Origin of the sequence: Paenibacillus spongiae (assembly GCF_024734895.1) — a bacterium.
Taxonomy (GTDB): Bacteria; Bacillota; Bacilli; order Paenibacillales; family Paenibacillaceae; genus Paenibacillus_Z; species Paenibacillus_Z spongiae.
This window is the reverse complement of the sequence record NZ_CP091430.1, coordinates 3,046,927-3,062,844: the sequence shown is the minus strand read 5'-3', so window position 1 is coordinate 3,062,844 and position 15,918 is coordinate 3,046,927. Positions and strand designations below refer to the sequence as shown.

Annotated in this window: 16 protein-coding genes; 6 read left to right on the top strand and 10 right to left on the bottom strand. The window is 51.2% G+C overall.

The features are described 5' to 3' along the window. Positions 1-86: 86 nt before the first annotated feature. From L1F29_RS14170 to L1F29_RS14160, 3 genes are all read right to left on the bottom strand, one after another. Positions 87-1,424, bottom strand: coding sequence for an ABC transporter substrate-binding protein (locus L1F29_RS14170; protein ID WP_258388946.1), 1,338 nt, complete (start codon positions 1,422-1,424; stop codon positions 87-89). 214 nt (positions 1,425-1,638) lie between these two features. Beyond that, complete coding sequence (locus L1F29_RS14165; RefSeq protein WP_258388945.1) at positions 1,639-2,286, bottom strand: glycerol-3-phosphate responsive antiterminator; 648 nt, start codon at positions 2,284-2,286, stop codon at positions 1,639-1,641. Positions 2,287-2,296: 10 nt separating this feature from the next. Beyond that, entirely contained in the window at positions 2,297-3,139 is an 843-nt protein-coding gene (locus L1F29_RS14160; protein ID WP_258388944.1) for a metallophosphoesterase family protein, read from the bottom strand. 331 nt (positions 3,140-3,470) lie between these two features. Between L1F29_RS14160 and L1F29_RS14155 the strand changes: the two genes are divergently transcribed. Beyond that, entirely contained in the window at positions 3,471-4,862 is a 1,392-nt protein-coding gene (locus L1F29_RS14155) for an ABC transporter substrate-binding protein (protein WP_258388943.1), read from the top strand. A gap of 47 nt (positions 4,863-4,909) precedes the next feature. Here the strand turns inward: L1F29_RS14155 and L1F29_RS14150 are convergent, their stop codons facing one another. Beyond that, complete coding sequence (locus L1F29_RS14150; protein ID WP_258388942.1) at positions 4,910-5,398, bottom strand: hypothetical protein; 489 nt, start codon at positions 5,396-5,398, stop codon at positions 4,910-4,912. A 171-nt stretch (positions 5,399-5,569) separates the two neighbouring features. Here L1F29_RS14150 and L1F29_RS14145 point away from each other — a divergent pair, with 171 nt between their 5' ends. The 4 genes from L1F29_RS14145 (at position 5,570) to L1F29_RS14130 (ending at position 8,810) form a co-directional block, all read left to right on the top strand. Continuing rightward, positions 5,570-6,160 (top strand): class I SAM-dependent methyltransferase, encoded by a 591-nt coding sequence (locus tag L1F29_RS14145; RefSeq protein ID WP_258388941.1) that lies wholly within the window; start codon positions 5,570-5,572, stop codon positions 6,158-6,160. After that, on the top strand, positions 6,157-6,843 hold the full coding sequence (locus tag L1F29_RS14140; RefSeq protein WP_258388940.1) for a phosphatase PAP2 family protein: 687 nt from the start codon (positions 6,157-6,159) through the stop codon (positions 6,841-6,843). Before L1F29_RS14145 ends, L1F29_RS14140 begins: the two co-directional genes overlap by 4 nt. 157 nt (positions 6,844-7,000) lie before the next feature. Continuing rightward, complete coding sequence (locus L1F29_RS14135) at positions 7,001-7,696, top strand: response regulator (RefSeq protein WP_258388939.1); 696 nt, start codon at positions 7,001-7,003, stop codon at positions 7,694-7,696. Next, positions 7,686-8,810: a sensor histidine kinase gene (locus L1F29_RS14130; protein ID WP_258388938.1), complete on the top strand. Its 1,125-nt coding sequence runs from the start codon at positions 7,686-7,688 to the stop codon at positions 8,808-8,810. The genes L1F29_RS14135 and L1F29_RS14130 overlap by 11 nt, the downstream gene beginning before the upstream one ends. Here L1F29_RS14130 and L1F29_RS14125 read toward each other — a convergent pair. From L1F29_RS14125 to L1F29_RS14105, 5 genes are all read right to left on the bottom strand, one after another. Next, on the bottom strand, positions 8,755-9,339 hold the full coding sequence (locus L1F29_RS14125) for a GNAT family N-acetyltransferase (RefSeq protein WP_309252397.1): 585 nt from the start codon (positions 9,337-9,339) through the stop codon (positions 8,755-8,757). The genes L1F29_RS14130 and L1F29_RS14125 overlap by 56 nt on opposite strands. A gap of 272 nt (positions 9,340-9,611) precedes the next feature. Then, the gene (locus L1F29_RS14120; RefSeq protein ID WP_258388937.1) at positions 9,612-11,000 is read right to left on the bottom strand and encodes a sialate O-acetylesterase; all 1,389 of its coding nucleotides are present in this window, start codon (positions 10,998-11,000) and stop codon (positions 9,612-9,614) included. 139 nt (positions 11,001-11,139) lie between these two features. Beyond that, positions 11,140-12,159 carry a M15 family metallopeptidase gene (locus tag L1F29_RS14115; protein ID WP_258388936.1) on the bottom strand — a complete coding sequence of 340 codons (1,020 nt, stop codon included), beginning with the start codon at positions 12,157-12,159 and terminating at the stop codon, positions 11,140-11,142. A 55-nt stretch (positions 12,160-12,214) separates the two neighbouring features. Next, entirely contained in the window at positions 12,215-12,919 is a 705-nt protein-coding gene (locus L1F29_RS14110) for a histidine phosphatase family protein (protein WP_258388935.1), read from the bottom strand. Positions 12,920-13,124: 205 nt separating this feature from the next. Next, complete coding sequence (locus L1F29_RS14105; protein WP_258388934.1) at positions 13,125-14,345, bottom strand: GNAT family N-acetyltransferase; 1,221 nt, start codon at positions 14,343-14,345, stop codon at positions 13,125-13,127. Between the two features lie 226 nt (positions 14,346-14,571). Between L1F29_RS14105 and L1F29_RS14100 the strand changes: the two genes are divergently transcribed. Continuing rightward, positions 14,572-14,946, top strand: coding sequence for a hypothetical protein (locus tag L1F29_RS14100; protein WP_258388933.1), 375 nt, complete (start codon positions 14,572-14,574; stop codon positions 14,944-14,946). 129 nt (positions 14,947-15,075) lie between these two features. Here the strand turns inward: L1F29_RS14100 and L1F29_RS14095 are convergent, their stop codons facing one another. After that, a complete protein-coding gene (locus L1F29_RS14095; protein ID WP_258388932.1) occupies positions 15,076-15,354 on the bottom strand; it encodes a hypothetical protein in 279 nt (92 codons plus the stop codon). Between the last annotated feature and the right edge of the window lie 564 nt (positions 15,355-15,918).

Sequence of the window (15,918 nt, the reverse complement as noted above, 5' to 3'; positions counted from 1 at the left end):
GCTGCACACCTCTCTTTATGTTCAACTTGGGTTGAGAGATAACCCTCCGCCTTCGAAGGCTATCTCTCGCACACCAATGATGGCTGTTACTTGCCCAGCAGCTTGTTGGCCTTCTCCGCCGCCGCATTCATGGCATCCTGCGGCGACACCTTCGGATCCAGGATCGCTTTCTCGATCGCTTCTTTAATGATCTTCGTTACTTCCGGATACGCCGTTTCCATCGGACGCGGTCTGGCGTATTCCAATTGATCGACGGCTACTTTGTATTGTGGGAAGGCCTCGAAGTGTGCTTTGATCTCATCGCTCTCTACGGCAGACATGCGAGTCGGCAGGTAGCCGACATATTTATGCTGATAGATGGTGTTTTCCTTCGAAGTCATGAACATGATAAATTCCCATGCCGCTTCCTTCTCTTCGTCGCTGAGCTTGGATGTGATGACGAGCTGACAGCCGCCGGTCGGAACGCCATAGCTCTTGTTAGCCGGCATGAATGCCGTCATCAGCTCGAAGCCATTCCCTTTGGCAATCTCCAAGCTTCCCGATACGCCGGCCGTAGAGGCGAACTTGAATGCAGACATCTGATTGGCCCAGTCCTTGTCCGCCGTAGCTCCCGCTTCATCGCCTACCGGAATCTTGATCAGTCCTTCTGCGGCCAGCTTCTTCCAGAATTCCACCGGCGCTACGCCCTCAGGCGAATTGAACGCTGCCGCTTTGCCATCCTCGGTCAGAACCGTACCACCGCTTTGCGCGACCAATCCTTCGTAAAACCAAATATCCGCAGGGAGCGTCATGCCGAGTTTTCCGTTCTCTTTCAGGACGCGCGAGTACTGCTCCAACTCGTCCCATGTTTTCGGACCCTCCGGATCCAGCCCGACTGATTTCAGCAGCGTAACGTTCTTATAGAGAATCGGGGTGCTTCTCATAAAAGGAAGACCGTACAGCTTCTCATCGACATAGGCGTTCCCCATCAAGCCCGGGTTAAAATCATCCAGCTGAAGCTTGTCTTTGTCGCGTTCGGCGAAAGCCGTCAGCTCTTGCAGCATGCCCGAGCGGGCAAACACGCCGGTAGATGCGATTTCGAGGTCCGTGACCGCAGGAGCGTCGCCCGCCGCGAATGCAGCCTGCACCTTCGCATGCAAATCATCGTAATTGCCTTGATGCTCGGCGATCACCTCGATGCGGTCCTGCGATTCGTTGAACGCTTTCACCATATTTTGCTTGGCTTCCTCAATCTTCTCGCCGAAAGCATACCAATACTTAATGGTGATCTTCTTCGCCGGCGCAGCATCCGCAGCCCCTGAATCGGTCGAGCCGCTCGTGCCGGTCGTGTTCTTCGCCCCCGCGTTCTTCCCGTCTGCCCCGCATGCCGCCAATACGACAACCATCATGACTGAAAGCGAGAGTAACATAAGCTTCTTGACCATTTTCATTCCCTCCACCTTTTCACCGATAAATTTGTGCGGTCGCAGCAAAAAGAAACCTTAATCCAGCCGCGGACATGTTCGTCCATGGCTTGATAAGGTTTCTCCAATGCTCCAACCCGTGCTATTTACTTTTCATCATCATCATAAGAGAGAACTATTAATTCCGTGTTACCGGATTGATAAGATTATATGAATTTGCATGTGTACGGTTCGGTTATAAATTGCTGCAGAGCTTGCTGCGGTTCATGCTTGGCTCCTTATCCTGTGAAACATTCAAATGCTGCCACAGCTCCGGCTTGGAGGTCGTGACGGCAACCGCCCCGTTGTTGAGACATTCGATTGCCTGTCCCTGTTCGAATAACAATCCGCCGGTCAAGATCGGAAGCGGCGTGAATGCTTTCACCATCCTGAGCATCTCCGGAATACGCGCAGGCATCACCTCGACGATGTCGGGCTCTACTTGGCACAGACTTTTGGAGATGTTCTCCAGCCCTTCGGTATCGATCAGGAAGAACCGCTGGATCGTGAGCAGCCCCATTTTCATCGCCGTCTTGACGACATTCGTTTTCGTCGTGATGATGCCGGTCGGTTTGATTGCTTTGGCCAAATAATCCAAACCGTAGAAATCCGTGCTCAAGCCGCCGATTTTCTCAAGATGGAGAAACACCGGGAGCTGATGCTCCTTGAATACGTCGACATAGCCCTTCACGACGCCTATGTGGCCGGTCAGCAGAAACACGCCGCTCAGACGATGGCGATGAGCCAAAGCGATCTCGATATGCTTCGGTTCTTTGATGGAAGCGATCATTCGATGCGCCTCAAGCCCTCTGAAAAAATTGTCGTGCATGCTGCTTCTCTTCATCGTGCCCCCCTCATTCCGGCAGCTTCGCTTGCATGAGAGGAATCCGGCAGCCCCGATCCGTATCCTTCCCCCGCGCGTTCGGGTTAGGCGAAAAGTATTTCATATGGGAATATAACGTTTCCGCATGATCCAGCAAGCCTTCTTCCTCCAGATCGATTGCCGATATTTCAATCGTTTCATCCGTAAATTCAACCATACGGAACCCATGCTGGTCCAGACAGGCCGACAGCTGTACGAACAGCCAGCCATTCTGTTCGACGATCGAATCCGCATGCGTATGTCCATTGAAGTAAATCCCGATGCCCCGCTTCTGGCTCAAGATGCGCCACATATCGATTTCCGGGCGGATCGACATTTTGCTTAGCTCTGACCGTGCTGTCGTGTTGTATACCGGATGGTGGCCGAAGAGAAGCAGCGGCTTCGTTCCGGAGGCTTGAACCATGCTTTCCAGCCACTCCAATTGCTCCTCATCAACCGAGCCGCTCCAATCCTCCGGCGACATCTCCAGGCAAGTATCCAGGAAGACCAGCATCGCTCGCTCCGTCATTATGGCGTAATAACGCTGGCCGCCGGTTATGGCAAGCACGTCCGATCTTGGCTGAGCGTACAAATCATGATTGCCCAATACATGAATAAACGATCGGTCTTCACTGCGAAGCATGCGGTAGACATCCTGAAGCTCCGTGATGGATCCTAAATTCGTCAAATCGCCCAGCGAGATGTGATAATCCGCCGCGACATCGAGAAATCGAGCCAGCACCGTTTGATAATAAGCTTCACGCGCCGCGGACCATTCCGGAATGCCGTCATCGATATCGTGATAATGCAAGTCGCCCATCAGAACCAGTTTCATGTTTACTCTCCTCCCGGTTATCAACGATTTAGAAGTACATCATCCATACTACTAGCAGCGTATTTTGTTTTTATTAAATAGAGAAGTTTTTTTTGTAAATATTTAATAAAAAAGGTTTCCGCCAATTCATCTTCCCGCCTTCTGACGAATATGGATACAAACAGGATAAATCCCGTTATTTACACCCTCCCTGCCCAGTTGTTATGTTACGGGTATTAAGATTTTGTAAGTGGAATGAAAGGGGTGGTCGACGCTATCCGGGTGCATGCCGAATGTGCGCCCTATGTCGAAGAGTCTGAGAGGCCATTAATCAAACTGGAGGGGTTTATACGTGCAAAAGACAAAGGCAATGCTCCTATTCCTAGCTATATTCGTTCTCTTATTTGTAAGCGCATGCAGCAACAATTCCAACAGCAAGAATGGCAATGGGGAGCAGCCCGCCGACAAACCGGCAGCGGAGAATGCAAATAAAGAGACGCCCGTTCAAGAAGAGCCGCCGGCCGAGCCCGAGCAGCCGGCTCTGGATATGAAGGGCGAATCCATCAAAATCATGCTGTGGTACGGCGAGCCGGTGGCCGGTACGGAAGAAGGCGATCTCGTAATCGCCAGACAGAAGGAAATCGAGAAGAAGTATAATACGAAGATCGAGTGGGTTAAGGTGCCTTGGGGCGAACCGATCCAGATGATCACGGCTGCCGCCCTCTCGGGAGCGCCGGTCGCCGATATCGTGGCGCTGGACAGATATCACGCCATCCCCGCCGTTAATCAAGGACTGCTGCAGCCGATCGATGATTATTTCGACTTCAATGAGGGCAAGTGGCCGAAGGGAATCAAGGACTTCGGTTCCTGGAACGGCAAGATGTACGGATTCACGGAACGCGTCACGGGCAGCGCAGGAATGTATTATAACAAGACGCTGTTTGAACGCGAAGGCTTGCCGGATCCGCACGACCTGATCGCCGAGGATAAGTGGAATTGGGACACCTTCCTTGATATTGCCAAGAAAGCAACCAAGGATACGAACGGCGACGGGGTCATCGATCAATGGGGGCTTGCGAACGAGGCCGGCACATTGGCAAGAATCATGATCTATGCGAATAACGGGACGATGATGGAGCAGAAGGACGGCAAATGGATGTTCCCCGCCGAGAATGCGAACATGATTGAAGCGCTCCGTTTCATGGGCGATATGTTCAACACGCACAAGGTCATCGCTCCGAATGACGGCAACGATGATTACAATGAATCGCAGACTCTGTTCAGCAGCGGGAAAGCGGCGATGGTCACCGGCGAGCTGTGGGAAGGCGCCGAGCGCAAGACGATGACGGACGAGCAAGGCTTCGTCTATTTCCCTAAAGGGCCGAAGGCTTCCGAATATGTGAATAACGTTGCGAACTTTATTATGTGGTATATGCCTGCGAACGCCAAGAAGCCGAAGGAAGTGGCCACGATCTGGCAGGATTTCATTCTGTGGGACCGCATCGATAAGCTGAAGCGGGAAGATGCCGAGAAGCAAAATTTGGCCAGCGAGAAGGATATCGAGCTCATGATGAACATTACGGACTTTGTACAGCCGGTCTTCCTTCCGCTCGGCGGATTGTTCGGGGAAATCACAGGCTCGATCGCCATGAAAGGCGAATCGCCGGAAACGGTGCTGCAGCGCTCGAAGCAGATGGCGCAGGACGGGCTTGATACCAATTTGAATACGGCTCCAGCTAAATAAATGAAATCGAACAATAAGAAGGAGGCGGCCATCCGGTCGTCTCCTTCTTATTGCGTAATATCAATGCGTTTGGTTTTGGTTATACCGAAATACCGATAGGTTATGGTGACATCATTCATATTGGTGTCATTGACGATACGAATGCCATAATGGATCGGTTTGGCCATTTTGCTGTCGATGATGTCCCGAACGTCCTTCGCCTTACGTGCAGGCGTTATCGGTTCCTCATCAAGTCCAACGAACGCCGCTTGCGGCGAGCCCTCGATCCCGCCCAAGACAAGCTGCATCGAATAGCTCATCCCGAGCTCCGCTTGCTGAGGTTCTGCACTGCCATTCACCTGAACCTTTTTCAGATGAAGGCTGCCCTTCCCTTCGTTGACGACAGACAGGAGCAGCTTCTTCCGCTCGTTATCATAATTCGTTACCCCGTCCACCCGCAGCGGATCGCTAAGATAGACATACGAGAATCCTGCAACAAATACAACGATTGCGAATAGGCCGATGAACGCTAATATTCGTTTATTCTTCTTCCTCATAGAACCTCCGGCGAAATGTTACTCCTACCTTACCATATGTGCCCTCTTCCATCCAGGACAGCCGCTTTCGGCTTCTTCACCTTTTCTTCAGAAATAATTCAGAATCATCCTCCCTTGATCCGCAGATTTGCAAACTACTATAGAAGGTGTAAACCAGGGGGAGGAATTCTTATGACATCGAATATTAAAGCTCAGCTTCAAGAGCGGTTGTTGTTTATCTCTCGATTCATCAAAGCTCCCGGGCAGATTGGAAGCCTGACGCCAAGCTCTAAATTTCTGGCCAAAAAAATGATCGAGGCCGTCCCTTGGAAAGATGCTAGCGCAATAGCCGAATTGGGAGCCGGTACAGGAGCGATTACGAAGTATATTCCTCGTTATGCAAGGACATCTACCAAGGTGCTCCTCTTCGAAAAGGACGCTTTTCTGCGGACGCAATTAGAACGGCAATACCCGGAATTTCCATGCTATGCGGACGGCTGTGAGCTGCAGCTTGCGGTGCGCAGCGAAGGGATTGAGCAGCTCGATTGCATTCTGAGCGGCCTGCCCTTCTTCAATTTCCCCAGGGCCGTTCGCAGTAAGCTGATCGAGCAAATCCGGCTGTCGCTCAAGCCTGGCGGATTATTCATCGCCTTTCAATATTCGCAGCAGATGAAGAGTCAATTGTGTGAGCATTTTATCATGAAGGATATACAATTTGTTACGATGAACGTTCCGCCGGCATTCGTATATATATGTCAGAATAAAGGGGGTTCATTCGAATGAATCAGAAGATCGCACGGTTACTTCCATTGCTATGGCTGCTGGCGATTCCGGTCCTGAATATCTTCTACATGGTCTTGAATCACGGAGAAACGACCGTTCGGAGCTTAATGACCGGATTGGATGAATGGATTCCTTTCATTCCGGCCTTCATTATACCGTATATCATCTGGTATCCTTTTATCTTCGGCATGCTCATCTACTTCAGCATGAAGGATCGCAACGTGTACTACCGCACGCTTCTCACCTTATGTCTTGGGCTTATCACATGCTATATCATTTACTTCTTCTATCAAACGACGGTCGAGCGCCCCTTGGTTACGGAAGATGGACTGCTCCATAAGCTGGTGATGCTGATCTACCAGACAGACCAGCCTTATAATTGCTTTCCCAGTATTCATGTCCTGACCAGCTATTTAATGCTGAAGGGAATGTCGGATTGTGCGTTCGGGTCAAGAGTCTTCCGCTTCGGAGTCATTGTTACGTCATGGTCCATCATCGTTTCAACCTTGTTTGTGAAACAGCATGTCTGGCTGGACATCGCGGGAGGCATCGTTGTAGCGGAAGTGCTGTACGCCATTGTTCGCAAGTGGCTCATTACAAGGGATAGAACCCGGCAGACCGTGAAAGCCGCAGGAGATGAACGTCTGCCGTCCGCAGGGCAGACCCACTCCTCGCACCGTTAATGGCTGCCCCCGCATTTTTTCACACTAATCATAGTGCCGCTGATTTATAATAACAGAATAAAGCGAGCGCCTGAGGCTCTCTTGAACACCACCGTAGTGAGATCCGCTTATATTGTTCATCATCACTTTGATAAATCTTAGGAGTGACTGCTGCGTCATGAGTAAAACGATCTTGATTGTCGACGATGATCCGGAAATTCGGGATGTGCTTCATATCTATCTTCGCAATGAAGGCTTTCGGGTCATGGAAGCCGAGGACGGGCAGCAAGCACTGGATATGCTGCAGCATGAGTCAGTGCATCTTATCATACTCGATGTCATGATGCCTCATGTAGATGGCATTATGGCCTGCCTCCGCATTCGGAGTGAATCCGACGTTCCGATCATCATGCTCTCGGCGAAGGAAGAGCCCCTGGACAAAATCACCGGACTGTCCACGGGAGCGGACGACTATGTAACGAAACCGTTCAATCCGCTGGAGCTAATCGCCCGCGTGAAAGCGCAATTGCGCAGACAAAGCTTCGCCACCGCCCAACCGGCCGTTAACGCAGCGGAAATCGTCATTGACGATCTTGTGATTAACAAAGAACAGCATGCCGTGACGGTACGCGGGACCGAGATCTCGCTGACTCCGATCGAATTTGCCATATTGGAATTGTTGGCCGCCCATCGCGGACATGTATTCAATATCGATAAGATCTATCAGAGCGTATGGAAGGAACAGCACGCCTATTACTCGGACAATACGGTCATGGTCCACATCCGGAACATTCGCGAGAAGATCGAGATCAACCCGCGTGAGCCGCAGTATATCAAGACCGTCTGGGGAGTGGGTTATAAGATTGAGAAATAGAATCTGGAATTTCCTGATCGGCAGGAGAAGCATCCGCATCCAGATGCTGTGGGCTTATGTGCTGAGCCTGATTTTCACCCTTATCTCAAGCTATCTCCTTAATCTCGTGCTTGACGCCTATTTGACTGATTTCCTCTATTCGCTTGCGTCTACCGCCCTGTTTTTCTTTCTTTTTATCTTCTTCTTCTATATTTGGACCCGCCGCATCATGAGCTACTTCAGAACGATTACGGCCGGATTAAAGTCGATCGCCGGCGGGAACCTGAGCTATCGGATTCCGCTCGCAAGACAAGACGAGCTTGGCAATGTTGCGCAAAACGTCAATCATATGGCGGGGCAGTTGAATCAGCAGCTGGAGAAGGAACGGTTATTGGAAAAGTCGAAGATGGAGCTCATTACGTATGTGTCCCATGATCTGCGGACTCCGCTGACAAGCATAATGGGCTATCTGGACTTGCTGAAGTCCCCTGCGCTGCTCACCGAGAAGGAACAAGAACGCTTCATTGGCAATGCCTACAACAAGACGCAGCAGCTTAAGAAGCTGATCGACGACTTATTCGAATATACGCGTTTGACGAACGGGGACGCGCTTCTTGTCTTTCAAGAGATCGATTTCACCAGCCTGCTCGAACAAATTATCTCTGAATTCGAACCGGTTGCGAAGGAACAGCATATAGCGATCCTGTCGGATATCAAACCCGTTCCCGTCATGCTGCGGCTGGATAGCGAGAAGATGGTTAGGGCCATTGACAACCTGTTGACGAATGCGATGAAGTTCTCCGCCCGGCCCGGTCAAATTCATGTTCGGCTGTCCATGGTCAAACAGCGAGCCATCTTATCGGTTGAGAATTTCGGCAATCCGATTACCTCTGAGCAGGAGCAGCAATTATTCGAGCGGTTTTATAAGATGGAGCCCTCCCGGAATGATGCCAATTGGCCATCCGGTTCCGGTCTTGGTCTTCCGATCGCGAAAAATATCGTGGAGCTGCACGGGGGACAAATCTGGCTGGAGCATGCGAATGGCCATTACAAGTTCTCGATCGGAATGGATGCGGCTACTAATTCGAAAGGAAACCTTCCAGCCTTGCCTTCACATCCGGCCACTCTTCCATAATGATGCTGTGAACGCATGCATCGCGCACATAGCCGTCACTGAGAATTCGGTTGCGTCTCAAGACGCCTTCTTGTACGGCGCCGAGCCGCCGGATCGCTTCGTTCGATCGCTCATTGCGAATATCGGCAATAAACTGGACGCGTACCGTCTTCAGCTCCTCGAAGCAATGGGCTAGCATCATGTACTTGCATTCCGTATTGATTCTAGTCCGCCACACCGAAGGATGGTACCAGGTCCAGCCGATTTCCAGTTTCCGGTCAGCTCTGGCAATGTTCAAGAAACGTGTCGATCCCACGATCATATTCCTATCCTGATCCATTACGGTAAACGGAATATCCGTCCCCGCTTCCTTGTTCGAGAGCGCTTGTTCGATAAAGGAGCGGGTATCCGCTAACGTATGGATTTTGGTTGGCAGGTATGTCCAGATTGCCGGACTCTTCGACGCTTCATACAGCCCTTCCGCATGCTCCATCGTCAAGGGGACAAGCTTGGCACGAAGGCCTGTCAGCGTTACCGATTCGATCATCATCATTCCTCTTCCTTTCCATATCGATGTGAAAGCAATAATATCGGAAATCGCGGTACGATTATAGATCCGATTTTTCGGCTTTTTATTAGACCACTTTTCGAAAATGCACAGACGAACGCTCTCTTCGGATCGCTGTTGTTTCCTACATTCTGCTTTTGATGAATATGGCAGTACTAGACCGATAATGAAAAAAGGCTGAACAGGTTTGAGGGCCTGTTCAGCCAATTTTACGGTCTGCAGCAGCATGTCGATTCATGCATACCCGATATCGATCACACCGGCAAAGGACCAAAGACGGGCAGCGGTATACCCAGCTCATCCCGCACGTTTACGGTCGGATTAATCCCGCGTCCGTGACGCAGCTCGCAGGATTCAGGCGCCGACTGTTCAAGCCTCAGCACGATATGATGGCCCTCTGCGTCCAGATGAGCCGTCAGCGGCAGAACGTGCTCCCCGTTCGTGACTTGGAAGGCGAAAGCCCGCTCTACAGGCCGGAGGCGTCCGTTCACGCCGGTGAATGTCAGCGTAAGCTCCGTTCGCTCGCCATTCCAAGCCGCATACGCCAGTCTAGGCCCGGTCTGGTTAAGCGGCCGATCGTGAACGAGCCGAAGTGCAGCCCATGCCATACGATGTCCGATATCGCGCAGCGACGAGGCATCGGGATGAATCGCATCGGCCAGCACCGAGTCGATCGTCGGTACGAGCGCCGCCCTGCCAAGCTTGCTCTCCAAGCGAAGCTGCTCGTCCTGAATGCGATTCCACGCCGCTTCGCTTCCCCAATTCATGACGGTTGCAATCTGCGCATAGATGAAAGGCAGCTCCGGATCTCCCAGGTCCCGTCTCAGGCTCGCGACCCATTGGATCATCCGGTCATAATAGAGTCCGACAACCGATTCATCGGCATCGCTCTCCCCTTGGTACCATAGACAGCCCTTTACTTTCCCGCCGCTTGCTTGAATCACGCGCAGCATTGCGCCATATAAGGAGTGTCCTCCTTCATCGGCCAGCTCATCGCTCCATTGACTCATCGAGGTTCCGCCATGCGCAACCATGAGCAGACCGACTGGAATTCCGGTATGCTGCAGCAGCATCTTGCCGAACGGAATGCCGAAGCCCGCTCCTTGCACGCGGTCGCGGCGATGAGCCGCTGCATATTCTTTCAGCCTCTCTTCGGATACGGAAGCTCCCTCCGGAATATGCATCCAGTGGATCGGGTCGGGCGATTCGAATACCCAGCACAACGGCTCGACCGCAAGGTCCCATCTGTCGCCCATATAGAAGCAGCTTACGCCAGTCTGAGGCTCCTCGATATCGATCAGCTTCCCGCAGCCTTCGGCATTGGATTGTCCCGCAATAATCCATAGATCACCGACGAATACCGGTCCGATCTCGCCTTCAGCCAACAGTTCCTTGTTGTCGGAAGCTAACACCCGTACATAAAGCGAATGCTCGCCTACCGGAACCGCTTCCATAACACCTTCGAATACCGGCTCATTGGCCAGCCCCAACGTCCGCCATGCCCCCGCCGATATCCGGGCCTCCACACGTCCCTTAACCTGGTCCGGCAGCTGTACCGAGAACGTAATGTCCGCTCTGTTCCGCTCATCCCGCTGATACACCCGATGGGCTTCCGGACTTGAGAATGTCAATCTCTTCGTCATCTGCGTATCCCCTTCCCTTTTTTTACAATTCGATTCGCAATATACATTCCACGCTTCCCCGGATATTCCTTCTTCCATGCATTAGTCTGCTGCATTCAGGTTAGTCACGAATGTCTATACGAATGCAGCAGTTGAATGCTCACTCAACGTCAAAATCGAAATACTGCTTCGGGAACGGTTCATCGTGAAGCGTGTAGTGCCACCATTCCTTCGAATATGGCTCAAAGCCTTGTTTGACCATCGCGTTCTTGAGTATGTTCCGATTGGCCGCCTGCTTCGCCGTAATCAGCTTCGAACCATGTGCGGAGATATCGCCCAGAAAATCAAAGACGCCTCCCATATCGACCTCGTTGCCGGTCTCCTTGTCAACGATCGTCAGGTCGACCGTACTGCCTCTCGTATGTCCGGATCGCTTGGCAATATAGCCGCGCTTGAACAGGCTTTCTTTCTCTTCATCCGGATAGAACGTTTCTTTCATCGCCGAATCTTGACTGTCCTTGGACCATCTTATGAAATGCTCGACTGCCTTCTTCGGACGATAGGCATCATAGATTTTGAGCACATACCCTTGGTCCTCAAGATCCTGATTGACAGCAGCCAGCGCCTCGGCCGCTTTGCTGGACATAATGGCAAGCGGCGCCTTGTATCCCTCTATTGGTTTGCCGACGAAATTATAATCGCTATAATAGCGGATATCATAGAGAGCGGAAGGGATAACCTCATCCAGATAGACGAAGCCCTTAGGCAGCTGACGCTTCTTAATGACCGTCTCCTCCTCGATCCCGGCTTCAGCGTCATGGTCTCTATCGCTTCCAACAGCGACGTCTTCCTCATGCTCGCTGCCTGTTTCCGATTGATCGACCGGCGGTACTGCCGGTACAACGGACTCCTCCGCTTGAGGCGGTTGTACGGGTACGTCAGGCTGCGGGTCTTTACTTTCGGTGAATATCCATTTCTCCCCGAATCCGCTGATGCCTAGGCCCGGCGATTGATCATATGCATATGAAATCGCAAACCAAATAAGTACATTAATAAGGAGAACGAGAAGTATACTTCCGATACTGCGGAATCGATTCTTTCTAAATCTAATGGCAGCTGTAATTCCTGCCAGAAGGCTCAGAATGAATAGAGCCAGCAGCACATACACCAATGTGAACATAATACGTTATAAGTTCCTTTCGTCAGCATTCCAACTTGCATATCAAGCGCTGGTATTAATCGAAGTTCGCAATAATCCCCTGACTGCTGGTGGGCAATTCAGACCCGAACAAATGCGAAGTGTCGCCTAAGCCCAAGCAGCGCGGGACCGCCCACCGCTCCGAACGCTCGTCCATCAGAATGGTCGTAACCGAGCTTGGCGCTTTCCAGAAGCCGGTCCACATCGAGGGCACCGGAATTTCCAGCAGATGCGACAGCCATGTAAGACCGAACCCCAAATGGCAGAAGATGGCGATCTTCTGCTGATTCGGCTGTACAATGCGGTATCGTCCCCCCTCCCGCTCATACCCCAGCGACGTCAGAAACCGGTCCGAATTCCCCTTCAGATCGTCATATCGGGCGAGGAAATCCTGCTTGACGAAAGGCCCAAACTCGCACCAGTTGCTCCTCTGCGGGAACGGCTCGCACTCGCGGACAATTTCGCCATCCACATTCCATGCCGCCTTCGGCTGCCCATTCGCATCATCGACATGCCAGCCCCCAAGCTCGGCCATCCATGGTTCGATTGTCGGCGTAAGTCCCGTCAGCTTCGACGTATATTCCATCGTATGAAGCGCCCGCGGCACAGGAGAGCTGTAGATGCGATCAATTCCTTCACGCTTCAATCGCTGTGCCAGCGCCTTCGCTTCCAGATGGCCCGGATCCGTAATGGTATCATTCGGGTAGTCCGGATCTGCGTGACGGATGATGTATAGCCGCATACGGAATATCCCCCCTAGTAGGACAAATTTTATAAACAGTGCTTACCTTACTTCAACATCTCCTGCCGATTCCCCTTTTCTCCGATGAACATTCTTTCAGGAACGGTCCGCCGCGCTCGCCGTCGCTTGTTCGAACGCCAACGAACCGGCGCTTGCCAGCAGCCGGTTGATAGGTTTGTTCGTTCATTCTCTTGCCTATCTTATTCTAGAAGTAATCGGAGAAATAAGGATGCTCGTTCGGGATGATTTTCTCCAGCAGCTGGACGCTCTCGTCGTCGGATTGAATACGGCCGATTCGCGCAAGATAGGTGGGGCGTTTATAGCCCATGAGCATTGTGGTCAAGGTAGGGATATCGGCAGCGACGGACGGCTGATCTCCGCCTTCCTTCAAGCTGCCCTTGCCTGTTTTATCAACCGATAACGTGAAGGTCCCCTGGTTCCATTCCAACATCGGATCATGCAAGCTAAGTACCAGCTCGCAATCCGATTCCTGCACATTGAACGGGTATTGCTCGATGAACAGTCTGGCGTCGACTATCCGCGCCATGAAATAAGGAGCGATCGTTTCCTTAATATCGCCATCGTCCAATATGAACGCAAGCGGCTCGTTCTTATAGATATCTCCCTTAACGAGGGTGATCATCGAGAAATGCGCGTTGATGAAATTCCATAATCCTGTCCGCGCCTCTTCATGAAGATACACCATCTCTTTCATATGGAAGATCTCCTCCGCCACCCAATACAGCAGATACCCTGCAGGCCTTTCGTCGCCGTCATAATAGATGGCAGCCGTCATATCGTCCAGATCCCAGCGCAGATACTCCTCCCAAGCCAATTCATTCCGGAGCATCGCACCATGAGTCTGCATCGCAAACCGCTCATAGACCGTTCGGATGTCCGGATGCTCAATCGTCACACGCTCCACGTTGCCGGGCACCGTCCTAAGCTTCGGCAGCTGCGTGTCCTGGACCTCGAACGATATTTTATCGGATATAATTTCCCAGCCCTTGCGCCGATAATACGGAATCGAATACGGATACAGATAGGATATCGATTGTTTGCGTTCCCGCATTTTTCTCAGTGCATGCAGCATGAGCTTGTTCATGAGTCCCATGTTCGCATACTCGGGATAGGTTCCAACGCCGGTCAGTCCCCCCATCTCATAAATGCGGCCGAACAAATTGACTTGAAAAGGATAGACGGCCAGCTGAGAGATCAGCTTATCGCCATCGAACCAGCCCAGTACATTCGCATGCTGCAGCACGGGAAGCTTGGATTTCGCGATCTCTCGATTCTCCCAGCCGAAGGTTTGCAAATCGCGATTGGTGACTTGAAATACGTAACGCAGCAGATCATTGAACTGCTCGCCATGAATCGTCTCGACGCTCTTTAGTTTGAGTCTTTCTTGCAGCTTACGGCTGCTCATTAGCCATTGCCCTCCATCGTTTAACAATAATATCCATTAGCTTCTGTTCCTTGACTGCAAACTATACGGATCGAACAGGAAATTTCCAATGATCTTGTTATAGACGGGGACACATATTGTACGGACGTAGTTTTAGACCCAACCAAATTGGTTGTTTGGACATATCTTGACGTAAGCATAGATTTCCAGTTACACGTATGTAGGTTCAGAATAAAGGAGTCGAGGAATGGTGAAAGTGGAAAGAAAAAGAACCGTTCACGTGAAACAATCTCCGTTCTCATCCGGTGCAGCGCCGGAAGGCAGCCTAAGCCCGGAAGGCGGTCAGCAGAATTCCCCGCTGTCAGCATTTGACCGTTTCGGCGGCATCGACGGCATCGTATCGATTTTCAGCAAAATATCGCAGCTTGTCGGAATGTTCAGGCAGATTAGTCCCATGTTTAAATTATTCGGTTCGTTCATGGGGCCCAAAGCTTCCGTGACGAGTTTTTCCGGTTATGAGCGGAAGAAACCGGCTGTACGATCGCATCAACGACACGGGTCACCATCACGATCGCAACCAAGACAAGGATCTCCATCCAGACGCACGCCAAAGAAGAGGTAGAAAGCAGCTTGAACCACGAAGCCGGTTTTATCCCGATGTTATTTATTCAGATGCGCATTTAAAAGATGAATCGGCTAGACCAGGAAGATGGCTGCTCTCCCGGCGGAATACGCGAGAGCAGCCGTTTGTTTAGAAAAAGCCTGGACCTCCAAATCCTCCAAATCCTCCAAATCCGCCGAATGGACCAAAACCGTCAAATCCGAACGGAGAAGTGCCGATGGCAAGCAAATCGAATAGAACCAAAGGAATAAAAGCTTTCGTTCTTACTTTCTTCCCTTTATCCATCTCTACGATTAACCTGTTGCCTTGTATGCGCACAAGCTTTCCCGAAACGACCGAGCCATCCTTTTTAACCGCATAAACCTTTTTCCCGTACAGCTTTTCAACTTGCTTTCTTGTAACGGCCATTTGTTTCCCTCCCTCGATTAAGAAGCGTTAGAAGAAAATCTTCTTCTCTATTAATCTATGAAGGTTTGAGGCATGTTGACTAGACACGGATGCAGAAATGGATGTCTGTCCCCCTTGTCCAACAAAAGAAGAGCCGGGAATTTCCTGCAGCACGTAAATTATGCTGGAAGTCCCGGCGCCGTATAGGAGACCTGCTCGGTAACGATTTAGGAGCCGTCTACCGGCTGTGCGAACGAACCATATTGATTGTCTGTGTAACGAATACCCAATCAACACGAAAGGTATGCACATAATATAACGTGTACACTAACGGAAGGAGGTGTTGAAATGTCCGGATTTGTCGGTGGAGCCTTCACGAGCACAGGGACAATTCTCGTTCTGTTTATTCTGTTGGTGGTCGTAACTTGCGGCTGTTTGAGATTCATTTAATGCCAGTAGGAATATGAAAAGGATAATGGCCCGGCCTTGTTCCTTGGCCGAGCAGGACCGGGACTTTTCATTCATGCAGGATCAGTTAGAGGAATCAACAAGCACTACTGCCGTTGCTTACGGATTGAAATTTAG